At 74.2% G+C, this 19668-nt stretch carries 14 protein-coding genes; 6 read left to right on the top strand and 8 right to left on the bottom strand.

Annotated elements, in window-relative coordinates; genetic code table 11:
* Window positions 1-13: 13 nt before the first annotated feature.
* Window positions 14-433 (bottom strand): pyridoxamine 5'-phosphate oxidase family protein, encoded by a 420-nt coding sequence (locus AB0I72_RS07230; protein ID WP_358563991.1) that lies wholly within the window; start codon window positions 431-433, stop codon window positions 14-16.
* Window positions 434-779: 346 nt separating this feature from the next.
* Here AB0I72_RS07230 and AB0I72_RS07225 point away from each other — a divergent pair, with 346 nt between their 5' ends.
* Window positions 780-2147 carry an MFS transporter gene (locus AB0I72_RS07225; RefSeq protein WP_358563989.1) on the top strand — a complete coding sequence of 456 codons (1368 nt, stop codon included), beginning with the start codon at window positions 780-782 and terminating at the stop codon, window positions 2145-2147.
* 433 nt (window positions 2148-2580) lie between these two features.
* Here the strand turns inward: AB0I72_RS07225 and AB0I72_RS07220 are convergent, their stop codons facing one another.
* Together AB0I72_RS07220 and fxsA are read right to left on the bottom strand one after the other, a co-directional pair.
* Window positions 2581-4599 carry an ATP-binding protein gene (locus AB0I72_RS07220; protein ID WP_358563987.1) on the bottom strand — a complete coding sequence of 673 codons (2019 nt, stop codon included), beginning with the start codon at window positions 4597-4599 and terminating at the stop codon, window positions 2581-2583.
* 197 nt (window positions 4600-4796) lie between these two features.
* Complete coding sequence (gene fxsA, locus AB0I72_RS07215) at window positions 4797-4979, bottom strand: FxSxx-COOH cyclophane-containing RiPP peptide (RefSeq protein ID WP_358563985.1); 183 nt, start codon at window positions 4977-4979, stop codon at window positions 4797-4799.
* A gap of 256 nt (window positions 4980-5235) precedes the next feature.
* Between fxsA and fxsT the strand changes: the two genes are divergently transcribed.
* Window positions 5236-7767: an FxSxx-COOH system tetratricopeptide repeat protein gene (gene fxsT, locus AB0I72_RS07210; protein WP_358563983.1), complete on the top strand. Its 2532-nt coding sequence runs from the start codon at window positions 5236-5238 to the stop codon at window positions 7765-7767.
* 129 nt (window positions 7768-7896) lie between these two features.
* Here the strand turns inward: fxsT and AB0I72_RS07205 are convergent, their stop codons facing one another.
* On the bottom strand, window positions 7897-9243 hold the full coding sequence (locus tag AB0I72_RS07205) for an HEXXH motif domain-containing protein (RefSeq protein WP_358563981.1): 1347 nt from the start codon (window positions 9241-9243) through the stop codon (window positions 7897-7899).
* Entirely contained in the window at window positions 9244-10416 is a 1173-nt protein-coding gene (locus AB0I72_RS07200; RefSeq protein WP_358564577.1) for an FxsB family cyclophane-forming radical SAM/SPASM peptide maturase, read from the bottom strand.
* Between the two features lie 616 nt (window positions 10417-11032).
* Here AB0I72_RS07200 and AB0I72_RS07195 point away from each other — a divergent pair.
* Window positions 11033-12604: a hypothetical protein gene (locus tag AB0I72_RS07195; protein WP_358563979.1), complete on the top strand. Its 1572-nt coding sequence runs from the start codon at window positions 11033-11035 to the stop codon at window positions 12602-12604.
* 103 nt (window positions 12605-12707) lie between these two features.
* Here the strand turns inward: AB0I72_RS07195 and AB0I72_RS07190 are convergent, their stop codons facing one another.
* Window positions 12708-13163: a GNAT family N-acetyltransferase gene (locus AB0I72_RS07190; RefSeq protein WP_358564575.1), complete on the bottom strand. Its 456-nt coding sequence runs from the start codon at window positions 13161-13163 to the stop codon at window positions 12708-12710.
* Window positions 13164-13265: 102 nt separating this feature from the next.
* Complete coding sequence (locus tag AB0I72_RS07185) at window positions 13266-14141, bottom strand: hypothetical protein (protein WP_358563977.1); 876 nt, start codon at window positions 14139-14141, stop codon at window positions 13266-13268.
* Window positions 14142-14282: 141 nt separating this feature from the next.
* Here AB0I72_RS07185 and AB0I72_RS07180 point away from each other — a divergent pair, with 141 nt between their 5' ends.
* Both AB0I72_RS07180 and AB0I72_RS07175 read left to right on the top strand, forming a co-directional pair.
* The gene (locus AB0I72_RS07180) at window positions 14283-16007 is read left to right on the top strand and encodes a PD-(D/E)XK nuclease family protein (RefSeq protein ID WP_358563975.1); all 1725 of its coding nucleotides are present in this window, start codon (window positions 14283-14285) and stop codon (window positions 16005-16007) included.
* Between the two features lie 452 nt (window positions 16008-16459).
* Complete coding sequence (locus AB0I72_RS07175) at window positions 16460-16984, top strand: hypothetical protein (protein ID WP_358563973.1); 525 nt, start codon at window positions 16460-16462, stop codon at window positions 16982-16984.
* Here AB0I72_RS07175 and AB0I72_RS07170 read toward each other — a convergent pair.
* Window positions 16946-18739 carry a hypothetical protein gene (locus AB0I72_RS07170; protein ID WP_358563971.1) on the bottom strand — a complete coding sequence of 598 codons (1794 nt, stop codon included), beginning with the start codon at window positions 18737-18739 and terminating at the stop codon, window positions 16946-16948. The genes AB0I72_RS07175 and AB0I72_RS07170 overlap by 39 nt on opposite strands.
* 130 nt (window positions 18740-18869) lie before the next feature.
* On the opposite strand from AB0I72_RS07170, the gene AB0I72_RS07165 reads away from it, so the two are divergent.
* Entirely contained in the window at window positions 18870-19607 is a 738-nt protein-coding gene (locus AB0I72_RS07165) for an SDR family oxidoreductase (RefSeq protein WP_358563969.1), read from the top strand.
* Window positions 19608-19668: the final 61 nt, after the last annotated feature.

Genomic DNA, 19668 nt, shown 5'->3' with positions numbered 1-19668 from the left:
GCCCTCCCGTCCGTCAGGCGGGGTCCTGAGCGCGGCCGGCCATCAGCCAGCGGCGGACACCGATCTCCAGCAGGACCTGGGGGCGGCCGCTCCTCGCGACGGCTTCCTCGATGTTCCATCCGTAGCGGTCGTGGAAGGACGCCACGACGTCGGCGGGGAAGGGGGCGGTGTGCACCGTCGCGGTGCCCTCCGCGACCACGGGCGCGTCACCGTCCTCCAGCGCCAGGGACACCCGGGGGTCGGCGGCGATGTTGCGCGCCTTGACGGTGCCCGGCCCGGTGCAGACCCACCAGCGGTCCCGGAGGTGGGTGAACCAGACCGGGGTCAGGTGCGAGGAGCCGTCGCGTCGCGAGGTGCCCATCCAGACGTTGCGGGCCGAGCGCAGGCGCTCGGTGATGTGGTCGGGTGCGGGGACGGACGGGTGGTCGGACACGGGACTCCTCCGGTCGTGGGCGGACGAGGAGGAGTCTGGACCCTCAACCAGAGTTGAGGTCAAGCCGACCGGGCGACCCGAATGCCGGAGAGGTTCTTCTCCTCTCTGGAGAAAGTCGGAATTCCGTTTTTCACCCCTTTCTCCATAATCTCCGATTTCTCCGTCTGTCCACCGGCGCAACGCCATTCCCGCTAGGATGTGCGCAGCCCACCCACGCCCTGTCGACACCCACCGGACACGGCGCAGGGGCGGCGGGACCACCGACGGCCCCAGGGGCGCGTTCGCCGACCAGCACGGCCGCCCCACGGGCATCCACGTCCAGCTTCCCCGACCGTTGTGAGAACGCTTGTCGAACGCACGGGACGACCGACGCTGGCGGCGCCGGTTCGGTCTGTTGTGGGCCGGTGGCGCGCTGTCGGGACTGGGGTCCATGACCCTCACCCTCGCCGTGCCGCTGCTCGCCCTGCACCAGAGCGGATCCCCCGCCCTGGCCGGGTGGATCGCCGCCGCCGGGATGGTGCCGCGCACCCTGCTGTACGTCCCCATCGGGGTGGTGGTGGACCGCCACGACCCCCGCTCGGTCATGATCGCCAGCCAGTGCGTGCGCCTGACGTGCGTGGCGCTGCTGATCGGCCCGGTCCTGATCCTCGACGCCCCCGTGCCGCTGCTGGCCGCGGCCGCCACCGTCCACGGCGTGTGCGCGGCCCTGCACGCGACCGCCGCGTCGGCGGCCGTGCCCCTCCTGGTGCCCCACGACCACCTGTCGACGGCCGCCGCGCGCAACGAGGCGCGCACGCACGCCACGCAGATGACCGGGCGCCCACTGGGCGGCGCGCTGTTCGGTCTGGGCCAGTTCCTGCCCGCGGCGTTCGACGCGGTGGTCACGGCGGTCGGGCTGTGGCTGGTGGCACGGCTGCCCCGGCTTCGCGCCCCCTCGGCCGACGGCGGTCCCACGTCGCGGCGGGGGTGGGCGTCGACCCTGTGCCGCGACCTGTCGGCGGGCCTGACCCGGGTGCGCCGCGACCGCTTCCTCCTCCTGGCGACGGCGGTGTGCGCCTGCACCAACGCCCTGTTCCAGACGGTGTGGCTGGTCATCATCGTCACGGCCACCGAGCGGGGGCTGTCGGCGTTCCTGCTCGGCGCGGTGCTGGCCGCGACGGGGGCCGGAGGTCTGCTCGGTTCCCTGGCCTCCCCCCACCTGGTGCGGCGGCTGCGTCCCGCCACCGTGGTCACCCTGTGCCTGTGGGCGTGGGCGGGGGTCACCGCGCCCCTGGCGCTGGCCGAGTGGGCGGGTCCGGTGCACCTGGCGGTGATCCTGCCCCTGACCTGGGGCGGGATCGGGTTCGTCGGCGCCCATATGAACGTCACCGTGACCACCTACCACACCACGCGCGTGCCCACGGAACTCCTGGGACGGGTCACGGGCACCGTCCGTCTGGTCACCAACGGGGCGCTCCCCGTCGGCGTGCTGTGCGGGGGCCACGTCCTGGAGAGCGTCGGTGTTCAGGCGACCGCCGTGGCGGTCACCGCGTTCATCCTCCTGCTCGCCGTGCCGCTCACCCTGACTCCGGCCGCCGTGTGGGATCCGCCCGCGCCGCGCCCCGCTCCCCCACCGGGAACAGCGACTCCCCCACCGACCGCAGGGCGGTGTCCAGCGTCCTCTGGATCCGCAGGGCGTCGCCGACCTGGCCTGTCCTCGTCTGAACGTGGTTGAACGCCCGGTCGGCGGCGTCACGCAGCTCGTCGACCGGCCCGCGCCGCCCCTCGGGGAGCACGCCGCGCAGGCGCTCGACCGCCACGACCGCGTCCAGGCTGTCGGTGCGGGCCTGGCGCAGCAGGTCGCCGAGCTCCTCGTCGCCGGGGCGGGGCGGGCCCTCGGCGCGGATGTGCGTGACCACCCGCACCGACATGCCGAGCCGGAGCACGGCCCTGCGCGCGTCGTCGAAGCGCGACCGCAGCTCCTGGTCCCGGCGGCGTTCCCGCTCGAACAGGTGCCGCGTCCGTTCCACCTCCAGGGCGTGTTCGGCCCGCCAGCGCTCGGTGCGCGCGGCCCGGTGGGCGGCCAGCGCGGTGGCGCCGAGGGTGCTCAGGGCCGTGATGGCGCCGGTGACGAGCGCGATGAACACGGTGGAGTCCATACGGTCGGGTCACCAACCCCGGCGCGGGGCCAGGCCCCGCGCGGACATGAGCTCGGCGCGGATCCGGTTGCGGGTGCGTCGGGCCTCGCTGGCCGACCTGTCACCGGTCAGGACCGCGTCCAGGACGTCGAGCGCGGACTGGCTCTGCCCGATCCGCCACAGGGCCTGGCCGATCCCGGTGCGCAGGCTGGAGTCCCCGCGCACGCGACCGGCGGCCGCCCGGAGCCCGTCCAGGGCGGCGGAGCGCTGGCCCGCCCGGAGTCTGCTGCTCGACTGGGCGACGAGCAGCCGGGCCACGCCGGCGCTGTCCCCGACGGCCTCCAGCAGCTCCGCGGCCTCGGCGTAGTACGCGGCCGCCACGGCGGGCTCGCCGCGTTCGAAGGCGAGGTCGCCCAGGAGCGAGGTGAGCGTGGCGCGGTCACGGGGTGGAGGCGGCGGGGTCGACCGCAGGGCCTGCCGGGCGTGCTCGCCCGCGAGGTCGGGCTCGCCCCGGGTGTGGGCGCGACGGGCGACGACGATGCGGTCCGCGGTCGTCCAGGGCTGCGGGGTGGGCTCGCGCGGGTGGGCCGCCAGGTCCAGGAGGGGGCGGGCCAGACGGGGGTGGCGCAGGCGGTAGGCGGTGCCCTCGGCGGTGGGGGTGACCAGGTGGCGGTCCTGGAGGGTGTGGACCAGGCCCCAGGTGAGGTCGGTGTGGCGGGTGTCGTCCGTGCCGGGCGCGGGGGCGCCCGCAGCGGCGGCGCGGCGCAGCCAGGCGTGCGGCAGGTCGCGGGGGACGAGGTGTTCGGCGGCGACCTCCTCCAGGAGGAGTGAGAGGTGGACGGCGAGCGTGCGGTCGACGTCGGCGGCGGCGAAGGCCTCGGAGCCCTCGGCGTACAGGAGGGCGCCGACGGTCTGGAGCAGGGCGGGGTCGACGGTCGCGGCGAGGTCCCTGGGGTTCACGGTCACGGTGAGGTCGAGGGAACCGATGGAGCCACCGAGACTCTCGGGGTCGCTGGGTTGGGCCGGGCCGGTCGTGGAGGGGCCGCCGGGACGGCCGTGGCCGTCAGCGCTCGTGGGCACCGTGAGACCACCGGGACGACCGTGGCCGTCAGCGCTCGTGGACTCCGTGAGACCACCGGGACGACCGTGGCCGTCAACGCTCGTGGACTCCGTGAGACCACCGGGACGACCGTGGCCGTCAACGCTCGTGGACTCCGTGAGACCACCGGGACGGCCATGGCGGTCAGCGCTCGTGGGCTCCGTGGCACCGCCGGTCACAGCGGGGCCGGTGCGTGGCTGCCCGGGAAGCGTGCGCACCTCCTCCACCAGGCGTTCGGCGACGGCCCGGGCGTGCTGGACACCGACGGTGTCCAGGGCGTGGGCGGTGGCCTCGACGGCGGCGGTCGGCGTCAGCGGGCCGAGGCGCACCTCGGCGTGGTCGGCCCCGTGTGCGGCGATCACGCGCCGCAGGTCGGCCAGGTGCTCGGTGCGCACGGTGAGCAGCAGGTGCAGGCCGGGGTGGTCGTCGAGCGCGACGAGGAGTTCGTCGATCAGGTCGCCCCGGTGGGGTTCGGGGAGAGCCGGGGAGCGCAGCAGCGGTTCGGTCTGGTCGAGGGCGGCGTAGAGGGGCCGCACCCGGCCGTAGCGGTCGGCGCGCGCGTGGTCGCGAAGGAAGTCGCCGGCGGACCTGCCCGGCCCGTGGGTGGGGAACTCGTCCGGGTTCCACGAGGCGAGCAGGGCGCGCGTGAAGGGGTTCTGCTCGGGGAGGACGGCGCTGGGGAAGGCGGGGTCGATCAGGAGCCGCCCCACGGGCAGGACGTGGGCGCCCCGGTCGGTGAGGGCGGGGACGGCGCCCGCGTGGAGGAGGGAGGTCTTGCCCACCCCCGCGTCGCCGTGCAGCACGGTGAGGCGGGCTCCGGTCCACGCCCCGACCAGATCCCGTACCGTTTCCGTCCGGCCGAGGAAGAGATGGCGGTCGCGGGAACCGAAAGGCCGCGCACCGACGAACGGTCCCGTGCGACGCGGGTGACCGGCGGCGATTCGTGGCATGAAATCAGCTCCGAGCCTGGGGGGGTTCCGGCCCGCCGGGAAACGGCGGGCACCCCGAATCGGTGAAGGGCGCGTGTTCGGGCCCGGGCGACATTGTCCGGCCCTTTATCGCGGCCCCGTGGCGGACCTGGGGGAACGGATCGGCGACACGGTTCGGAAGGGACTCCCGGGGCGGGGGCGCCGGGAGGGGCCGCACCCTACCCGTCCTCGTCCCCGTCACTCGTGAACGCCGCGATCGCCTCCGAGGCGCCCGCTCCCGGATCCAGAACCGACCGCAGCGCCCGGATGATCGCCGTCTCCCCGTACCCGTCGAGATCGCGCAGGGTCAGACCGTCGGCGTCCACCAGGGCCGCTCCTCCGGAGAGGTGCTGTTGTGGCATCGACTTCGTCCTTCCGGCCAGCGATAAAGGAGAGAACGGAAGCGATCGCGCCGCTGCCGCCCTCCTTTTCGTTTCTTCGTCAGTCCCATGGAGTTTCTACCACCGGCCTGTCCTTCCCTAACATCTTCGCCTACCCTGAGTGCATATTCCCGCCCGTTCCGCACCCGCTGACCGAAATCCTCGACTCGACACCAGGAATCTTCCGGAACTGGTCCAGAATGCCTGGTGGGGCCGATGTGAAACCGGAGGACATCGCGTGAGCGCTTCCACGAGGGCCACCGGCCACAACCCCCCGCGCTATCCCAAGGTGTGGGGGAGGATCCCGCCGCAGAACAAGAACTTCACCGGCCGCTCGGAACAGCTCCAGGAGCTGTACGAGGGGTTGCGGGGCCACGTGACGGCGGTCGTCCCCCACACCCTCCAGGGCTACGGCGGCGTCGGCAAGACCCTGATGGCGGTGGAGTACGCCCACCGCTTCCGGGATGAGTACGACCTGGTGTGGTGGATCATGGCCGACCAGCCCGGCCTCGTGCGCTCGGCGCTGGCCCACCTCGCCCCGCACCTGGACCTGCCCGGGCCCGGCCTGACCGGGGTCGAGGACGCGGCCAACGGCGTGCTCGACGCCCTGCGCCGGGGCGAGCCGTACTCGCGGTGGCTGCTCGTCTTCGACAACGCCGACGAGCCCGAGGACCTCACCGACGTCATCCCCCAGGGCCCCGGCCACGTGATCGTGACCACCCGCAACCACCGCTGGGAGTCGGTGGCCCGGACGGTGTCGGTCAACGTCTTCCCGTCCCACGAGAGCGTCGAGTTCCTCAAACGGCGCATCCCCCGGGGGATCAGCATCGAGGACGCGGTCGAGCTGTCGGAGGCGCTGGGTCACCTGCCCCTCGCGCTGGAACAGGCCGGGGCGCTGCAGTCCGAGACCGGGATGTCGGCGCGTGAGTACCTGTCGCTGCTCTCCGAGCGCACCGGACCCCTCCTGCGCGAGGGCAAGCCGCCGGAGTACCCGGAGCCGATGACCGCCGCCTGGCAGCTGTCGGTGGCCAAGCTCCAGGAGAACCTGCCCGAGGCCATGGAGCTGCTGCGCTGCTGCGCGTTCTTCGGCCCCGACCCCATCCCGCGCGACCTGTTCTTCCCGGTCGAGGGCGGCCGGGTCCGACCCGAACTCGCGGAGCTGATGGCCGACCCCATCCGCCTGAGCCGGGCGATCGGGCAGCTGGGGCGGTACGCGCTGGTGCGGCTGGACAACGCCAACCGCACCATCCAGGTGCACCGGCTCATCCAGGCCCTGCTGCGGGAGGAGCTCGACCAGCCCACACAGGACTCGATCCGCACCGAGGTGTGGGCCCTGCTGAGCGCGTCGGCGCCGGAGAGCCGGACCGATCCGGCCGCGCAGGCCCGCTACCAGGAGCTGCTGCCGCACGTGGGACCCGCGCGGGTGGCCGAGAGCACCAACCCCCGGGTGCGCCGGTTCGCCCTGAGCATGCTGGGCTTCCTGTTCGTGGTCGGCAACTACGAGACGGCCAGCCGCTACGCCCGCGTGTTCATCGACCGGTGGGTGGCCGACTCCGGGGACGAGGACCCGCACGTGCTGGAGGCGCAGCGCCTGTACGCCAACCGGCTGCGCGACCTGGGCCGCTACCAGGAGGCCTACGACCTCAACCGGGCCCTCCTGCCGAAGGTGCGCCGGACCCTGGGGCGCACCCACGGCGAGACCCTGAACGTCCTGTCGGGCCTGGGCGCCGACTACCGTGCGCGCGGGGACTTCTGGAAGGCCCGCGAGCACGACGAGGAGACCCTCCGGCTGCACGAGGAGACGCTGGGCCCCAACGAGTCCGCGACCCTGCGCGCACTGCACAACCTGGGCATCGACTACGCGCTGACCAGCGACTTCGCCGGGGCCCAGGCGCGGCACGAACGGGCGTACATGCTGTACAAGCGGCGCAGCGCGGCGCCCGGTTCGCCGGTGCTGCTGTCGTTCTGGCACGGACTGGCCCTGTCGGTACGCCTGTCGGGGGACTTCACCGAGGCCTGTGACCTGGGCGAGGACGCGCTGTCCTACGGCCGGGAGCAGCTGGGCGTCGAGCATCCGCGGACGCTGCGCACCCAGATGGACCTGGCGATCGCCCGCCGCATGTCCGGGGAGTTCGACGAGGCGCTCGAACTGGCCCTGGACGTGCACTCGCGGTACCTGCGGCTGTACGGGATCGACCACCCCGAGACGTTGGCGGCGGCCATGTGCCTGACCAACATCTGGCGGGTGACCGGGGAGCTGACGGGGGCGCTGGAGCTGGGCGAGGACACCGACCTGCGGTACGTGCGGGCGTACGGGCCCGAGCACCCCTACAACCACGGGTGCACGAGCAACGTGGCCCTGCTGTACCGGTTGCTGGGCGACGCGTCGCGGGCGCGGTCGATGAACGAGTCGGCGTTGGCGGCCCTGGACGACAAACTGGGCCGCGACCACCACTACTCGCTGGGGGTGGCGACCAACCTGGCCAGCGACCTGTCGGCGCTGGGTGAGACGAAGAACGCCGTGCGCCTGGGCCGGGGAACGCTGCGCAGGCTGCGCGCACTGCTGGGCGACGACCACCACAGCACGCTCGCGTGCGCCGCCAACCTCGCGCTGGACCTGCGGATCGAGGACGAGACGGCGGAGGCGGACGCGCTGGCGGAGACCACGTACACGGCCCTGGTGCGGACGCTGGGCCGGGAGCACCACTACACGGTGGCGGCCCAGCGGGGCAGCCGTCTGGTCACGGACTTCGACCCACCGCTGCTGTGACCGCTCCCCTCCCCGAAGGGAGGGATCCGCACGCGAGTACGCCGGGGCGCCGGAGGCCGCACCGGAACCCGCACCGGAGGCCGGGCGTCCCCGGAGCGGGCGGGCGGGGCGGGTTCGGGCGGGCCGCGGTCAGCGACCGCGGGCGGCGGGTTCGGCGGTCCCCGGGGCCCGGTTGCGGGCGCGCCACCGGTCCAGGTGGCGGTGGGCGGCGGCGTCGGCCGCCGCCACGGCGTCCTCGGGAACCTCCTCCGCTATCCAGGAGGCCAGGGTCCGCGCGGTCGCCGCGAGGAAGCGGATCCCCTCGGGGGTGAGCCGCCCCGACCCGGCCACCGTGCGCGCGGCCTCGTGGGCGGCCGCCCGCCAGTGCGCGAAGTCGGCGTGCGCGCGGAGCGCCCGCTCTCCCGTCACCGTGCCGCGGTGGCGGCGCCAGAACCCGGCCACCCCCAGGTGGGCGTACACCCCCTGGAGCAGCCCGGACACGGGTCTGGGGTCGGGCCGCCAGGGCGCGTAGTAGGTGCTCCCGTCGTCGGGCAGGGTGAGCGGGACCAGGTCGAGCAGGGCCATGAGCTTGGCGTGCTGCACCTCGTGCGCGAAGGTGAGCGCGAACAGCACGGGGCTGGGCGGGTCGGACAGCCCGAGGTTGCCGAAGGCGTGCTGGGCCGTCGCGCTCGTGTGCGCCCCGCCGGGCGCGGTCATCGGGGTCAGCGCGACGACGGTGTCGGCGGTCTCCTCCGCGAGGGTCCAGTGGTCGGTCACCAGGAGTTCCCACGCCTCGCGCAGGCTCCCCCGCCACCGGGCGGCCTCCTCTCCCGTCAGCCGCCGGGCGACCAGGTCGGCGCCGGGCAGCCGGTCCGGGTCCTGGTCGTCCAGGACCAGGTCGATCCGCCGCCCCGCGTGCTCGGCCGACATCCGACGCAGCGCGTGCCACCCCGGCGCGTCCTCGTGCGGGTCGGCCGGGACCTCCACGTGGACGCACCCGCGCGACAGCCGCGCCCGACCGGCCTGCGTCTCGACGACGGCCGTGTCCCCCTCCCCTCGGCCGAGCAGGGCGCGGCCGAGGGCGGGCAGCGGCGCGGTCGGGCCGAACAGGGGCGCCTCGACGCGTGCGGTCAGCCCGGCCCGCAGCGCGGCGGCGGCCGACAGCGCCGAGAGCGTGCCCACCCGGGGGCTCTCGTCGCGGCGGCCGTCCAGTGCCAGGACCGTGCGCCGGGCCCACACGCCGACGGCCGGGTGGCGCAGGACCGCGGACACCGCGTCCGGGTCGGCCTCCTCCGCGCGGGCGAGCAGGTCGTAGGCGGCGCGGGCGCGCGGCGCGTCGGGGTGGTGTCGGGCGAGGGCGGCGTCCAGGACGCGGCGCACGAGCAGGAGGTGCTTGGCGTACTGGGTGCGGCGGAGGAGGTCGGTGGCCGCGTGACCGCCCCCGCCCCGGGCGAGCGCGTCGAACACGTCGTCCGGGAGCGGGTCCTCGGGTGGCATTCAGCGTCCTTCCCGTAGGCGTTCAACGTCCGCGGCCACGGTCGCCCGGACGTGGGTGATGAGGCGGAAGAGGTCCTGGCAGTACACCGAGGGGTTGAGGAACCCGCTCCCGTTCCGGTACCGGTGCGGGTACAGGCCGCCGCCGCACACGCGTGCCAGGGGGCAGGCCGCGCACGTGGAGCTCAGGGCGCGGGCGCCGATCTGACGCGCGGCGACGGACGGCAGGTACAGGGCCTCGTCGAAGGCGTGGGTGAGGGTGTGCAGGGGTGTGGCGGCGGCGCCGTCGTAGGCGGATCGGAGGCTGTCGACCTGTTCGATGGAGCCGTCGGTCTCCACGACCACGAGGGCGGCCGGGGAGAGGCCGACGCTCTCGGTGCGTGAGGGGGCGCCCAGGACGAGGCGGATGATCTCGGTGAAGAGGCGGATGTTGGTCTCGCGTGCGGGGGCGTGGTACCAGCGGTCGAAGACGGCGGTGAGCCAGGCGCCGTAGGCGGTGCCGTCCGGGGTCCACCCGGGCGGCGGGGCGTCCCAGTTGCCGTGGGGCAGGAGGAGGTCGATGGTGGGCGGATCGAACTCCAGGAGCGCCTGGTAGGTGGTCACGGGGTCCGACTCCAGGTCGATGGTGGCCAGGAGGCCGGTCATCAGGTGGCGGTAGCGCGGGGAGCCGAGCAGTTCCAGCCCGGCCCGGACCTCGGCGTGGGTGCCGCGTCCGTTGGCGCGGCGGCGGTGGCGGTCGTGGTCGTCCTCCGCGCCGTCGACGCTGACGCCGACGCGCACGCCGAGTTCGTCGAACAGGTCGAGGAAGTGGGTGTCCAGCAGGACGCCGTTGGTCTGCAGGCGCAGGTCGACGCGGACGTCGGGTTCGTTGGCCTTGCGCAGGACCTGTGCCGTGTGGCGCAGGTGGTCGAGGCCGACGAGCAGGGGTTCGCCGCCGTGCAGGATGACGTCGACGCCGGAGCGGCCGTTGGCCCGGGCGTGCTCGGCGATGCGCTCGGCCACGCGTTCGACGACGGGGCGGGCCATGCGGCGGGGCCGGTCGCGCCACCCCTGGTCGGCCATCTCGTACATGTAGCAGTAGTCGCAGGCCAGGTTGCACCTGCTGTGCACCTTGAGGACGAACTCGCGGAAGGGGGTGGGGCGCCACCCCAGGGCGAGCAGGTCCTCGACGTCCATCGTCTCGGGCCATTCTCCCTGGACCCCGGTGTGGTCGCCGCTGAGTGGTCGTGCGTTGTCGGCGCTCCTTGCCACGCTGGTGTCCTCCTGGAGGCGAGAGCACGCGTGAATTACACGCAAATATCGCGTTTGATCGGATATGTACTCTCAGGGAGTGCGGGCAAACCTCGCCCTGCGGCACTCCGGCGTTCGCGTCTCGGGCGGTCCGCCCCCGCCCGGTGCCGGGCCTCCGGTCGAGGGCGCACGGCCGTCTCCCGTGTCCTTCCCCACCCACGGTCACCAAACGCCGCGCCCGGGGCGCCGCTGGCCGGTTCCGGTCAGCGTGGACATGATTGAGGCGCGTTTTCCGAGGAAAGCGCGGGCCGGGCACGCCGCCATCACGGAATTCCACCCACTGACACGCGCTTTTCGCGTGCCTTCCCGTGTGCGTCCGCGAAGTCCGGGAAAACGCGCCGCCATTCTTCGGAGAACCCGCGGGCGGGCGGCGGGGGACGCCCGCCTGCTCCGGCGTCTCCGGGCACGGAGGCCGGACGCGGACCCGATTCTCCCGTTCTCCCCCGCGACGGGGGTCGACGGATATAGCCTGACGCCGTCCCAGAGTTCCACTCTCGGTGAGATGACCATGACCGAACGCATCCTGTCCGCCGTAGACGAGTGCCTGGACTGGGCCCGGGGCCTGGATCCCCCGGTCGACGTGGACGCCGACGCCCTGGTCTTCCTCCTGACCGCCCATCGGGACGCCGGGGCGCCCGACCCCGGGGACTGGACCACCGCCGACGTCCGCGACATCGTCGGCACCGTCCGCGACTGGGACCGTGTACCCGACACCCTCCGGGACACCTGGCTGACCTGGTGCGACCACCTCGTCGACCGGGGCGGGCTGCTCTCCTGCGAGAGTCCGCGCAGGCTGCGCGCGGCGATCTCGACGGTCGACCTCACTCCCGGCGGACCATCCGCGACCGCCGATTCCCTCGACGAGGCCGCCCTGCCGCTCCTGGGCCGTCTCGGGGTCGCGGACGGCGGCGAACCCGACCCGCTCCCCCCGATCGTCCCCGCCCGCGCGGCCGACCTGGACGCCGCGGCCCGACCGTGCCGACCCCTGTCCGAGGCGGCCGGGCTGACCGCGTGGGTGGGTGAGGGGCGGCCCCTGGACCCCGACCGCCCGCACGACGCCCTGACCGGACCCGACAGCGACAGCGCCGCCGACGCCCTCGGGGTCCCCCCGGACGCGGTCCCCCGCATCCTCCGCGTGGCCCGCGAGGCCGGGCTCCTGCGCACCACCTACACCCGTGTGCTGCGCGGACGCGTCGCCCGCGCCTGGGAGCGGGGCACGCCGGGTGCGGCGGCCGACGCGTGGGCGGACGCCCTGCTCGCGATGACGGGGGCGCGGGGGATGACCGCCTTCCTCGCCCTGACCGACCTGTTCGTCAGCGGGCGGCCCCGCACCCCGGACCAGATCGTCGAGGTGTTCGGCGCCGGGGTCGCGCTGGGCCCGTGCCCGGGCCGTCCCGGCGACGACCTCCGCTCGGTGCTGGACACGCTGGTCGGGCTGGGAGCGGTCGAACGGACCGGCGGGGACTCCTACCGCGTGACGCGGCTGGGAGACCACTTCGTCGTGCGGCAGCTGCGCCGCTCGGGCGCCGAGGTTCCGCTCACACCCCCCGTGGAGGACATGGCGGCCGACCACGTCCTCACCCTCCTGGAGGAGGGGCGGCCGGTCGACACCGAGGAGCTCATGACCCGGTGGCTGGCGACCCGCGAGCCGCACACCGCCGCCCGGGAACTGCTGGAGGCCTCCGCGGACCCGCGGGCGTGGCACCGGCGCCACCGGGTCGCCGCGACCCTGGCCGGGCTGGGCATCGACCTGACACCGGTGCTGCGCATGTACGTGCACCATCCGGTGCTCGGCGGGTGGGCGCGCCGCCTGCGCGGCACGCACGCCGAGGTGCCCACGTCCCACCAGGTGGTGTGGGCCGTCCTGGACAGCTACGCGATCCTGGTCGAGGCCGGGAGCCCCCTGCCCGACCGCGACCGGGACCGGTACACGGCGTGCGCCGAACAGCTCACGCGCACGATGTGGCTGACGGGGCATCCGGCGGCCGAGGCCGTCCTGGACCGGCTCGCCGACGGAGCCCTGGGCGAACCGCTGGCCGAGGCCGCCCGCCGGGTGCGCCCGGTCGGGTGTTGAACGGGGCGGCCGACGGATACGCGGCCGAGTCCGGCCCCGGCGGATCGGAACCGGCCAGGCCGGGAGGACCGGCCGAACCGGGACCGGACGGGCCCGCCGCCCCCTACTCCTTGAGCTCCAGCTCGTAGACCTGGAGTTCGACTCCCGGCGCGGGGGTCCAGTCGCGTTCCGGGGCCCGGGTGAACCCGCGGGCACGGTAGACGAACTGGGCGGCCCGCATCCGCGGCAGGGTGGACAGCACGAGCCGGACCACGCCCTCCTCCCCGGCCCGCTCCACGAGGGCGTTGACCAGGGCGCGCCCCACACCGAGCCCGCGTGCCTGGGGAGCCACGGCGAACGCGCGGATCTCCGCCTCGTCCGCGTCCCGCGCGACCTCGCTGTCGGGCGACCACGGCTCGAACATGATCGTCCCCAGGAGGGTGTCCCCGTCCACGGCCACCAGGACCTCCCCGGTCCCGTCGGCGCCCAGGAGCCGGAGGGTCTCCGCGTACTCCGGGCTGGCCTCCAACAGGCCGTCGGCGAGGTAGGCGGTCACGCGCAGTTCGCTGACGGCGCTCATCTCTTCGGGCAGTACTCGACGCACGATCATGCACGTCATTCAAACAGGAAGAGGGCCCGCGCGCGCCGCTCCCCGGAGCGCGGGTCGGACGGATCGGGTCGGTCAGGTCTCCTGGATGGTCCCGCACTCCCCCTCGTCCGCCGACTCCAGGTCGTCGCGGGCGTTGTCCAGGTCGTAGGCGTCCTCGGGTCTGCCCTTGGGCCGCTCGCCCCGGGGCAGCTCGTCGGGGTAGGCGGGGGTGAGGGTGTGCTGATCGGACAGGCAGTGGATGGGACCCGCGGAGCGCGTCCAGAACGGCCAGACGTCCCAGGTGCCGTCGCCACGGTCGTAGAAGGAGACCTCACCGAGGTGCGAGGTGACCAGGCGCACCGACACGGGATCGCCGGGACGGGCGATCGGGTGGACGATCGTGTACTCGGTGCGGACCGCCAGGTAGTCGAACCCGTACTCGTCGACCGCCTCCTCCGCCCACATCGCACCGTTCACCTTGACCACGTCGCCGATCGGCTCGGCCGTGCCGGGGGTGAGGTTGAAGGGGATGTGCCGGGTGTCGAGCAGCGGGTCCTCGTTCCCGTGGTTCTCCAGGTACCAGTCCAGCGCCTGACCGGTGAGCAGGGACGTGAACTCGCTGTTGTCCTCGTCGAAGACCGCGTCCTGGTTGAGGTACACGGCCTCCAGGAGGTCCTGGGCGGTCTCGTAGGCCTCGCGGACGCGACCGGTCGGATAGGGGCCGACGGCGGCGACCTCGTCGGGGAGGTCGAACCCCTCCGCGTAGTCCTCGGCGTCGGTGCCGCCGAACGGGTCGTCCCGGTCGACCTGGTCGAAGTCGAGGGTCGGGACGATCGGAGCCGTGTCCGTGGCGACGTCGTGGAGGACGTCCTCGACGGAGTCCCGCAGGACGCCGTCGAACGGAGCGCAGGCGGTGAGGGTCAGCGCGGCCACCGCCGCACTCAGGGCCGCGCGCGGGCGGAATGACATGGGGGATGCCTTAATGGTTGTTTTGGGAGAAAAGTGAACTCTGAGGCATTTCTACCAGCCTGAAGACAGGCAGTCCCCGTTATCCACAGGCTCTCAGCCAGCATGTGACGAAACGTGCCACACTCGCGACCAGGAGGAGATATGGCCCCCTGGACGACCGGCATCGCCGACCTCGCACCCGTCATCCGTGTCCACAGCGGCTCCGTGCGCCCCGGCGCCCGCCGCTGCCCCACCCATCTGCGCAGCAGATCCGAGCAGGCCTTCGGCGCCGCCGCCCCCGGCAAGCGGCCCTACCTCGCGCGGTCGCCCCTGGGTCCCCTGACGGCCGTGCTCGACCTGGTCGAGCACCAGGGGCGGCCGGTCGACGAGGCCTGCGCGCACCTACCCCGACGCGGGGATCGCGGCACCCGCGTCATGGGAGGGTGGGTGGCGCCCGCGCACGAGGGGCTGCTGGCCTGGACCCGGCACGCGGCCAGGACCTACCTGGACGCCCTGACCGCCGACGGCGCCGACCGTTCCCCCGTCGCCGACCCGTGGATCCTCCAGCACCTGCCCGGCCCGGGGCGTGCGCGCGCCCGGCCCTACGAGATCTGCGTGTGGGGCCGCCGCTACCTCCTGCGCGACGGACCCGAGGTGATCCGGGAGTTGCGCGTGCCGGTCCCCTCGTCAGCGTGTCCGACCACGGACGCGGAGGCGGCGGTCGCGGCGTTCGTCGCGGCCGCGGGGGCGCACGTGAACCGGGCCGCGGTCGAGGCCGAGCCGTGGCGGTACGCGGGCGGCACGCCGTACCCCACGCGCACGCCGTCGGAGGTACCGCCGCCCACACGCGTCCGCGTCGTTCGGGTGTCGTGTCTGGACGGGGACGCGACCACGCTGTTCGACGGGACCGTGGCGGAGTCCCGGGACCTGTTCGCCGCCGCCGGTCGCGAGGGGCTGCGCGCGGCGCTGAGCCCGGGCAGGCGCGTCCCGGGCGGGGACTGCCTGCCGTGCCGGGTCCGGGACGGTTGCGGACGCCTGCCGCGCACACCCGGGCTGCTGGGCGTGCAGGACCGGTCGCGCCCACGCCGTACCTGGTCGGTGACGGCTGGACGGTACCACCGTGAGTGCCCGGCCAAGGCCCACTTCCATGACCTGGGGCTGCCCGCCGCCGGGGCGGAACAGCCCGTCGGCCGTCACGCGGAGGCCGTCCGGTCGTGGCTGGCGCGGCTCCACTCGCGCGCGCCCGCCCGAGCCTGCACCCGCGACGACCTCCCTGTCGACCGCGGCGCCTGGTCGACGGACGGTGTGGGGCTCACCGGCCGCGCCGCGCGGGTGGGCGCGGCCATGCTCGAACACCACCTGACCGTCTGCCCCCTGGGCGACGCCGACCGCACGGACCCGACCCACGTCGACCTTCCGCTGACCGTCGACGACCCTCTGTCGGACGTTCTCGTCCGTACGGGCTGCGATCTGGTGTTCCGGCGCGGCGGGTCGTGGGTGCTCCGTGACCTCGTGGCGGAGGAGGTCGACCCGGTTCGGGACGACCCCGGCCTTCTCGCCCACCACCCTCGGACCGCCCTGTTGGTCCTCCTGGTCGCGGCGAAGGTCCTCCCGGTGCACACGCCACCGGTCATCGAGATCGAGCGGCTCGCCCCCACCGGCGCGCGCGTCCGGACGATCGATCCGGCCCCGCAACGGATCCGTTCCGCGGCGCGGACGGCCGTTCGGGAACTGGCGGCCTCCTGGCACGCGGACACCGCTCACCTGGCCACGCCCGGTCCGGTCTGCCGCGCCTGTCCCTACCGACGCTGGTGCCCGGAGGCGGGAGCCGACAGCGGGATGCCCGGAGGAGGTGAGACCCGAACGCGCGGTACCCGAAGGACCTGAGACCCGACGCGCGGTGCCCGGAAGCGGGATGCTCGGAGGAGGTGAGACCCGAACGCGCGGACCTGAGACCCGACGCTCGGTGCCCGGAAGCGGGGTACCCGGAAGCGCTGTGCCCAGAGGCGGGAACCGAACGCGGGGCGCCCGAAGGACCTGAGACCCGACGCGCGGCGCCCGACCTCCCTCCGGCCGATCCCCGAACCCAGCTGCCTGCCCATCATCAGGGGCCGTCGGGTATCGCCCTTCCCGCCTCGGGACCGCTTCGGCGAACGCCCGTCGGTCGTGTCCGGCGGGAACAGTCGACCGGTCGACCCGACCGCCGACCACCCCTGCCCCCTTGATGCCCTTCCGTACGGCCCACTGGAGCCCACGGACGACCCCGCCAGAACTTTCCATTGACAAGATCTCCCCCCATGGGGTTATCTTTCCACTGGAAAGTTCAAGAAGGAGTCACCATGGAACCCCTCATCACCCTGGTCGGCGTCACCCTGGCCCTGGGGGTCGCGGGTGCCCTCGGCGTACGTCGGCTGCGCCCGTGGCCGGTCGCCCTGCGGGGCGGTCTCGCCGCGATGTTCACCCTCACCGGCGTGGTCCACTTCGTCGGGATGCGCCAGGAACTCATCGCGATGGTTCCGCCCGCGCTGCCCGCTCCCGACCTGCTCGTCACCGTCACCGGCGTCCTGGAGCTGCTCGGAGCCGCCGCGCTGCTGTGGTCGCGGACGGCGCCCTGGGCGGCCGCCGGTCTCACCGCCCTGCTGCTGGCGATGTTCCCCGCCAACGTCCACCTGGCGTTGACCGGCACGGACCTGCCGGCGCACCAGGAAATCGTGCCGCGTACCGTGATGCAGGCCGTCTTCCTGGCCGCGACCGTCGCCGTCGTCGTCACCCACGCGCGCCGCCGCGACCGCACGGAGCGACGGGCCCCCGTCGCCGCACAGGGGTCAGACGTCGTCGGCGAGGGAGCGCGCCCAGTCCAGTAGCCTGCGGCGCCGCGCCCGCGCCGGGAGTTCCACCAGGGACCGTCCGACGCGGGCGGTCGACGTCGCGAAGCCGTGCGGCGCCCCGGGTGCGTCTCCCGGAGACGGAGTGTCCTCGCCCTGGAGGAGCGCCGCCGCGGCCTTCTCCAGTTCACCGTCCCCGCACCGCCCGCTGCCGCCCCGTACGCACCCCGCCAAGGCCCGGCCCAGGGGACTGAGCGCGCCCAGCGCCGCCACGCCCAGTAGCTCCGCCTCGTACAGCGAGTGGACGAACGCCTCGACCACGGTCCCCGAGTCCCCGGCGGCCGGCCGGTACCACAGCGCCGCCCGCACCAGGGAGAACAGCCCGGGCGGCAGCGCCCCGCCCTGATCCTCGACGATCCCGGCGCTCAGCAGCGGTCCGGAGGTGACTCCGCTGCCCAACCCCTCCGGCAGAGCGCCCAGTGCCAGGACGAGCGCGGAACGCAGCGCGACCGCCCCCGGAAGGGCCTGGGCCCCCGGAATCGACAGTTCCCGCTCGTCCAGACACCACGTGGGCACCCCGGGCAGTCGGAGCCAGGCCTCCAGGAGCGGTGCGACGCGGCGCGCGGGGTCGGCACGCACCCAGGCCCGAACCCACTCGGCCGCGATGATCCGCCGCCCGTCGCGAACCAGGAGTCCCGCCTCATAGGCCGTCTCCACCCACAGCCCGGCCTCCGGGACGCCGCCGCCCACGGCCTCCACCAGCCGGTCGCGCTCCGCGAAGGCGATCCCCACCGCGCCGTGCAGCGCCACCGGCCGGGCGGCGACCTCGGCGACCAGCCGGTCGACGGCGGCCAGGGCCGCGACCGCGGCCGCGGTCGCCTGGTCCGCCACGGCCGACGCGTCGGTCGGGACCCCGACGGGCTCGGGGGGACGGGGAGTGAAGGGCAACGGGGCGCTCTCCCGAACGGCGGCGGCCACCTCGCGCGGTGGCATGGCCCTGTTCGGCCCGACCGGTACCAGGAGTCCGCGTTCGGTCAGCCAGTCGGTGTCCGGATCGCCGGAACCCTCGGGGCGGAACCGGTAGCGCGTGCCGCCGTCCTCCTCGAAGCAGTCCGCGGCCAGCACCTGGCCACGGGCCGCGAGTCGGCGTAAGAGCGTGACCGCGCCCTCCGGCGCGGTCGCCAGCAGCGCGCTCACGCGGTCGGGGTCGGTCAGCCGCGTGACGATCCCGCGCCGCAGAGCGGCGGGCTCCCGCGTGGGGTCGGCTCCCAGCGCCAGAGCCACCCGGTGCAGCTCGGTGACCGCGAGGATCTCGGAGAAGGCGGAGTAGGCGCGCGGGCCCCAGCGGTGGACGCCGAAGGCCTCCACCAACCCCAGCGCGAGGTGGTAGCGGTCGTCCCCGGCGGGCCAGAGGAGCGCCCGTCCCTCCAGTTCACCGAGCGCGGCCTCGGCGGCGCGCCGCGCGGTCCCCTGCCACGTGCCGATCCGGGCCAGGAGCTCCCCACGGTGCAACGGCTGCGCGACGGGGCCGTTCGGCCGGCGGACCCGTCGTCCCGGGCGCCCGGAGGCGGCCTCGGTCCTGGCCGCGACGTCGGCGGCCGCGACCAGGAGGTCGCACTGCGCCGACGTGAGGGCGTCGAACACCCCGGAGCGGGCCACCGCGCTCGCGGCGTACGGCAACAGGTCCCGTCGGGCGTCCTCCTCCACCCCCTCGACGAGCTCGCCGAGGATGTCGGCGACCCGGTCCACGGGCAGCGATCTGAGGTGCTCCCTGAGCGCAGTGAGACGATCCATGCACGCAACGCTAGTGCCCCACCGCGCCAACGGGGGATGAACGGGCGGAACCGCGCACTAGGGTCACGGATATGTCATGCCCTGGGATGAGATACGAACGACACAACGCAGTCCCGCGAAGGGAGACCGCGTGAGCCGGAACGTCCTGGTCACCGGAGCCTCCCGTGGGATCGGCCGGGCGATCGCCCTGGCCTTCGCCGAGCAGGGCGACCGGGTGGTCGTGCACTGCGGGAGCCGTCGCGGCGAGGCGGAGACCACACTGGCACGGCTGCCCGGCGAGGGGCACGTCCTCCTCCAGGCCGACCTCGCCGACCCCGACGGGGCCGCGTCGCTGGTGGAACGGGCGATCGAGCACAGGGACGGGATCGACGTCCTGGTGAACAACGCCGCGCTCAACCCGGCGCACCCCATCTCCTCGGTCTCCTTCGACGAGTGGCGGGCGGCCTGGCGGTCGGTCATGGACGTGAACGTCTTCGGCGCGGCCAATGTGAGCTACCTCATCGCCCGGCACATGGTCGATCGGGGCACGCGCGGACACATCGTCAACGTCGGGTCCCGGGGCGCCTACCGCGGCGAGCCGGACCACCCCGCCTACGGTGCGAGCAAGGCGGCCCTGCACTCCCTCGGCCAGTCGCTCGCCGTCGCGCTGGCGCCGCACGGCATCAGCGTCGCCTCGGTGGCGCCGGGCTTCGTCGAGACCGAGCGGGTGGCGGACCGACTCACCGACGCCGTCCGCGCCGACAGCCCGTTCGGCCGCGTCGCCGAGCCCCGGGAGATCGCCGCCGCGGTGCGCTACCTGGCCTCCCCCGAGGCCGTGTGGAGCTCGGGCGCGGTCCTGGACGTCAACGGCGCCTCCCACCTGCGTTAGCCGACGCCCTGGGGTGGGACGTCCGTCCCACCCCGCCTTGGCCGCCCCATGCCGGTCGCCG

This window comes from Nocardiopsis sp. NPDC049922, from assembly GCF_040660275.1.
Lineage (GTDB): Bacteria > Actinomycetota > Actinomycetes > Streptosporangiales > Streptosporangiaceae > Nocardiopsis.
The sequence above is the reverse complement of the archived record's forward strand: the minus strand, read 5'-3'. Positions and strand labels throughout refer to the sequence as shown.

Coding starts and splice junctions, on each gene's coding strand:
- AB0I72_RS07220 (WP_358563987.1), bottom strand. CDS start 4,599: ATGCCACGAATCGCCGCCGGTCACCCGCGTCGCACGGGACCGTTCGTC.
- fxsA (WP_358563985.1), bottom strand. CDS start 4,979: ATGCCACAACAGCACCTCTCCGGAGGAGCGGCCCTGGTGGACGCCGAC.
- AB0I72_RS07205 (WP_358563981.1), bottom strand. CDS start 9,243: ATGCCACCCGAGGACCCGCTCCCGGACGACGTGTTCGACGCGCTCGCC.
- AB0I72_RS07200 (WP_358564577.1), bottom strand. CDS start 10,416: ATGGACGTCGAGGACCTGCTCGCCCTGGGGTGGCGCCCCACCCCCTTC.
- AB0I72_RS07195 (WP_358563979.1), top strand. CDS start 11,033: ATGACCATGACCGAACGCATCCTGTCCGCCGTAGACGAGTGCCTGGAC.
- AB0I72_RS07190 (WP_358564575.1), bottom strand. CDS start 13,163: ATGAGCGCCGTCAGCGAACTGCGCGTGACCGCCTACCTCGCCGACGGC.
- AB0I72_RS07185 (WP_358563977.1), bottom strand. CDS start 14,141: ATGTCATTCCGCCCGCGCGCGGCCCTGAGTGCGGCGGTGGCCGCGCTG.
- AB0I72_RS07180 (WP_358563975.1), top strand. CDS start 14,283: ATGGCCCCCTGGACGACCGGCATCGCCGACCTCGCACCCGTCATCCGT.
- AB0I72_RS07175 (WP_358563973.1), top strand. CDS start 16,460: ATGGAACCCCTCATCACCCTGGTCGGCGTCACCCTGGCCCTGGGGGTC.
- AB0I72_RS07170 (WP_358563971.1), bottom strand. CDS start 18,739: ATGGATCGTCTCACTGCGCTCAGGGAGCACCTCAGATCGCTGCCCGTG.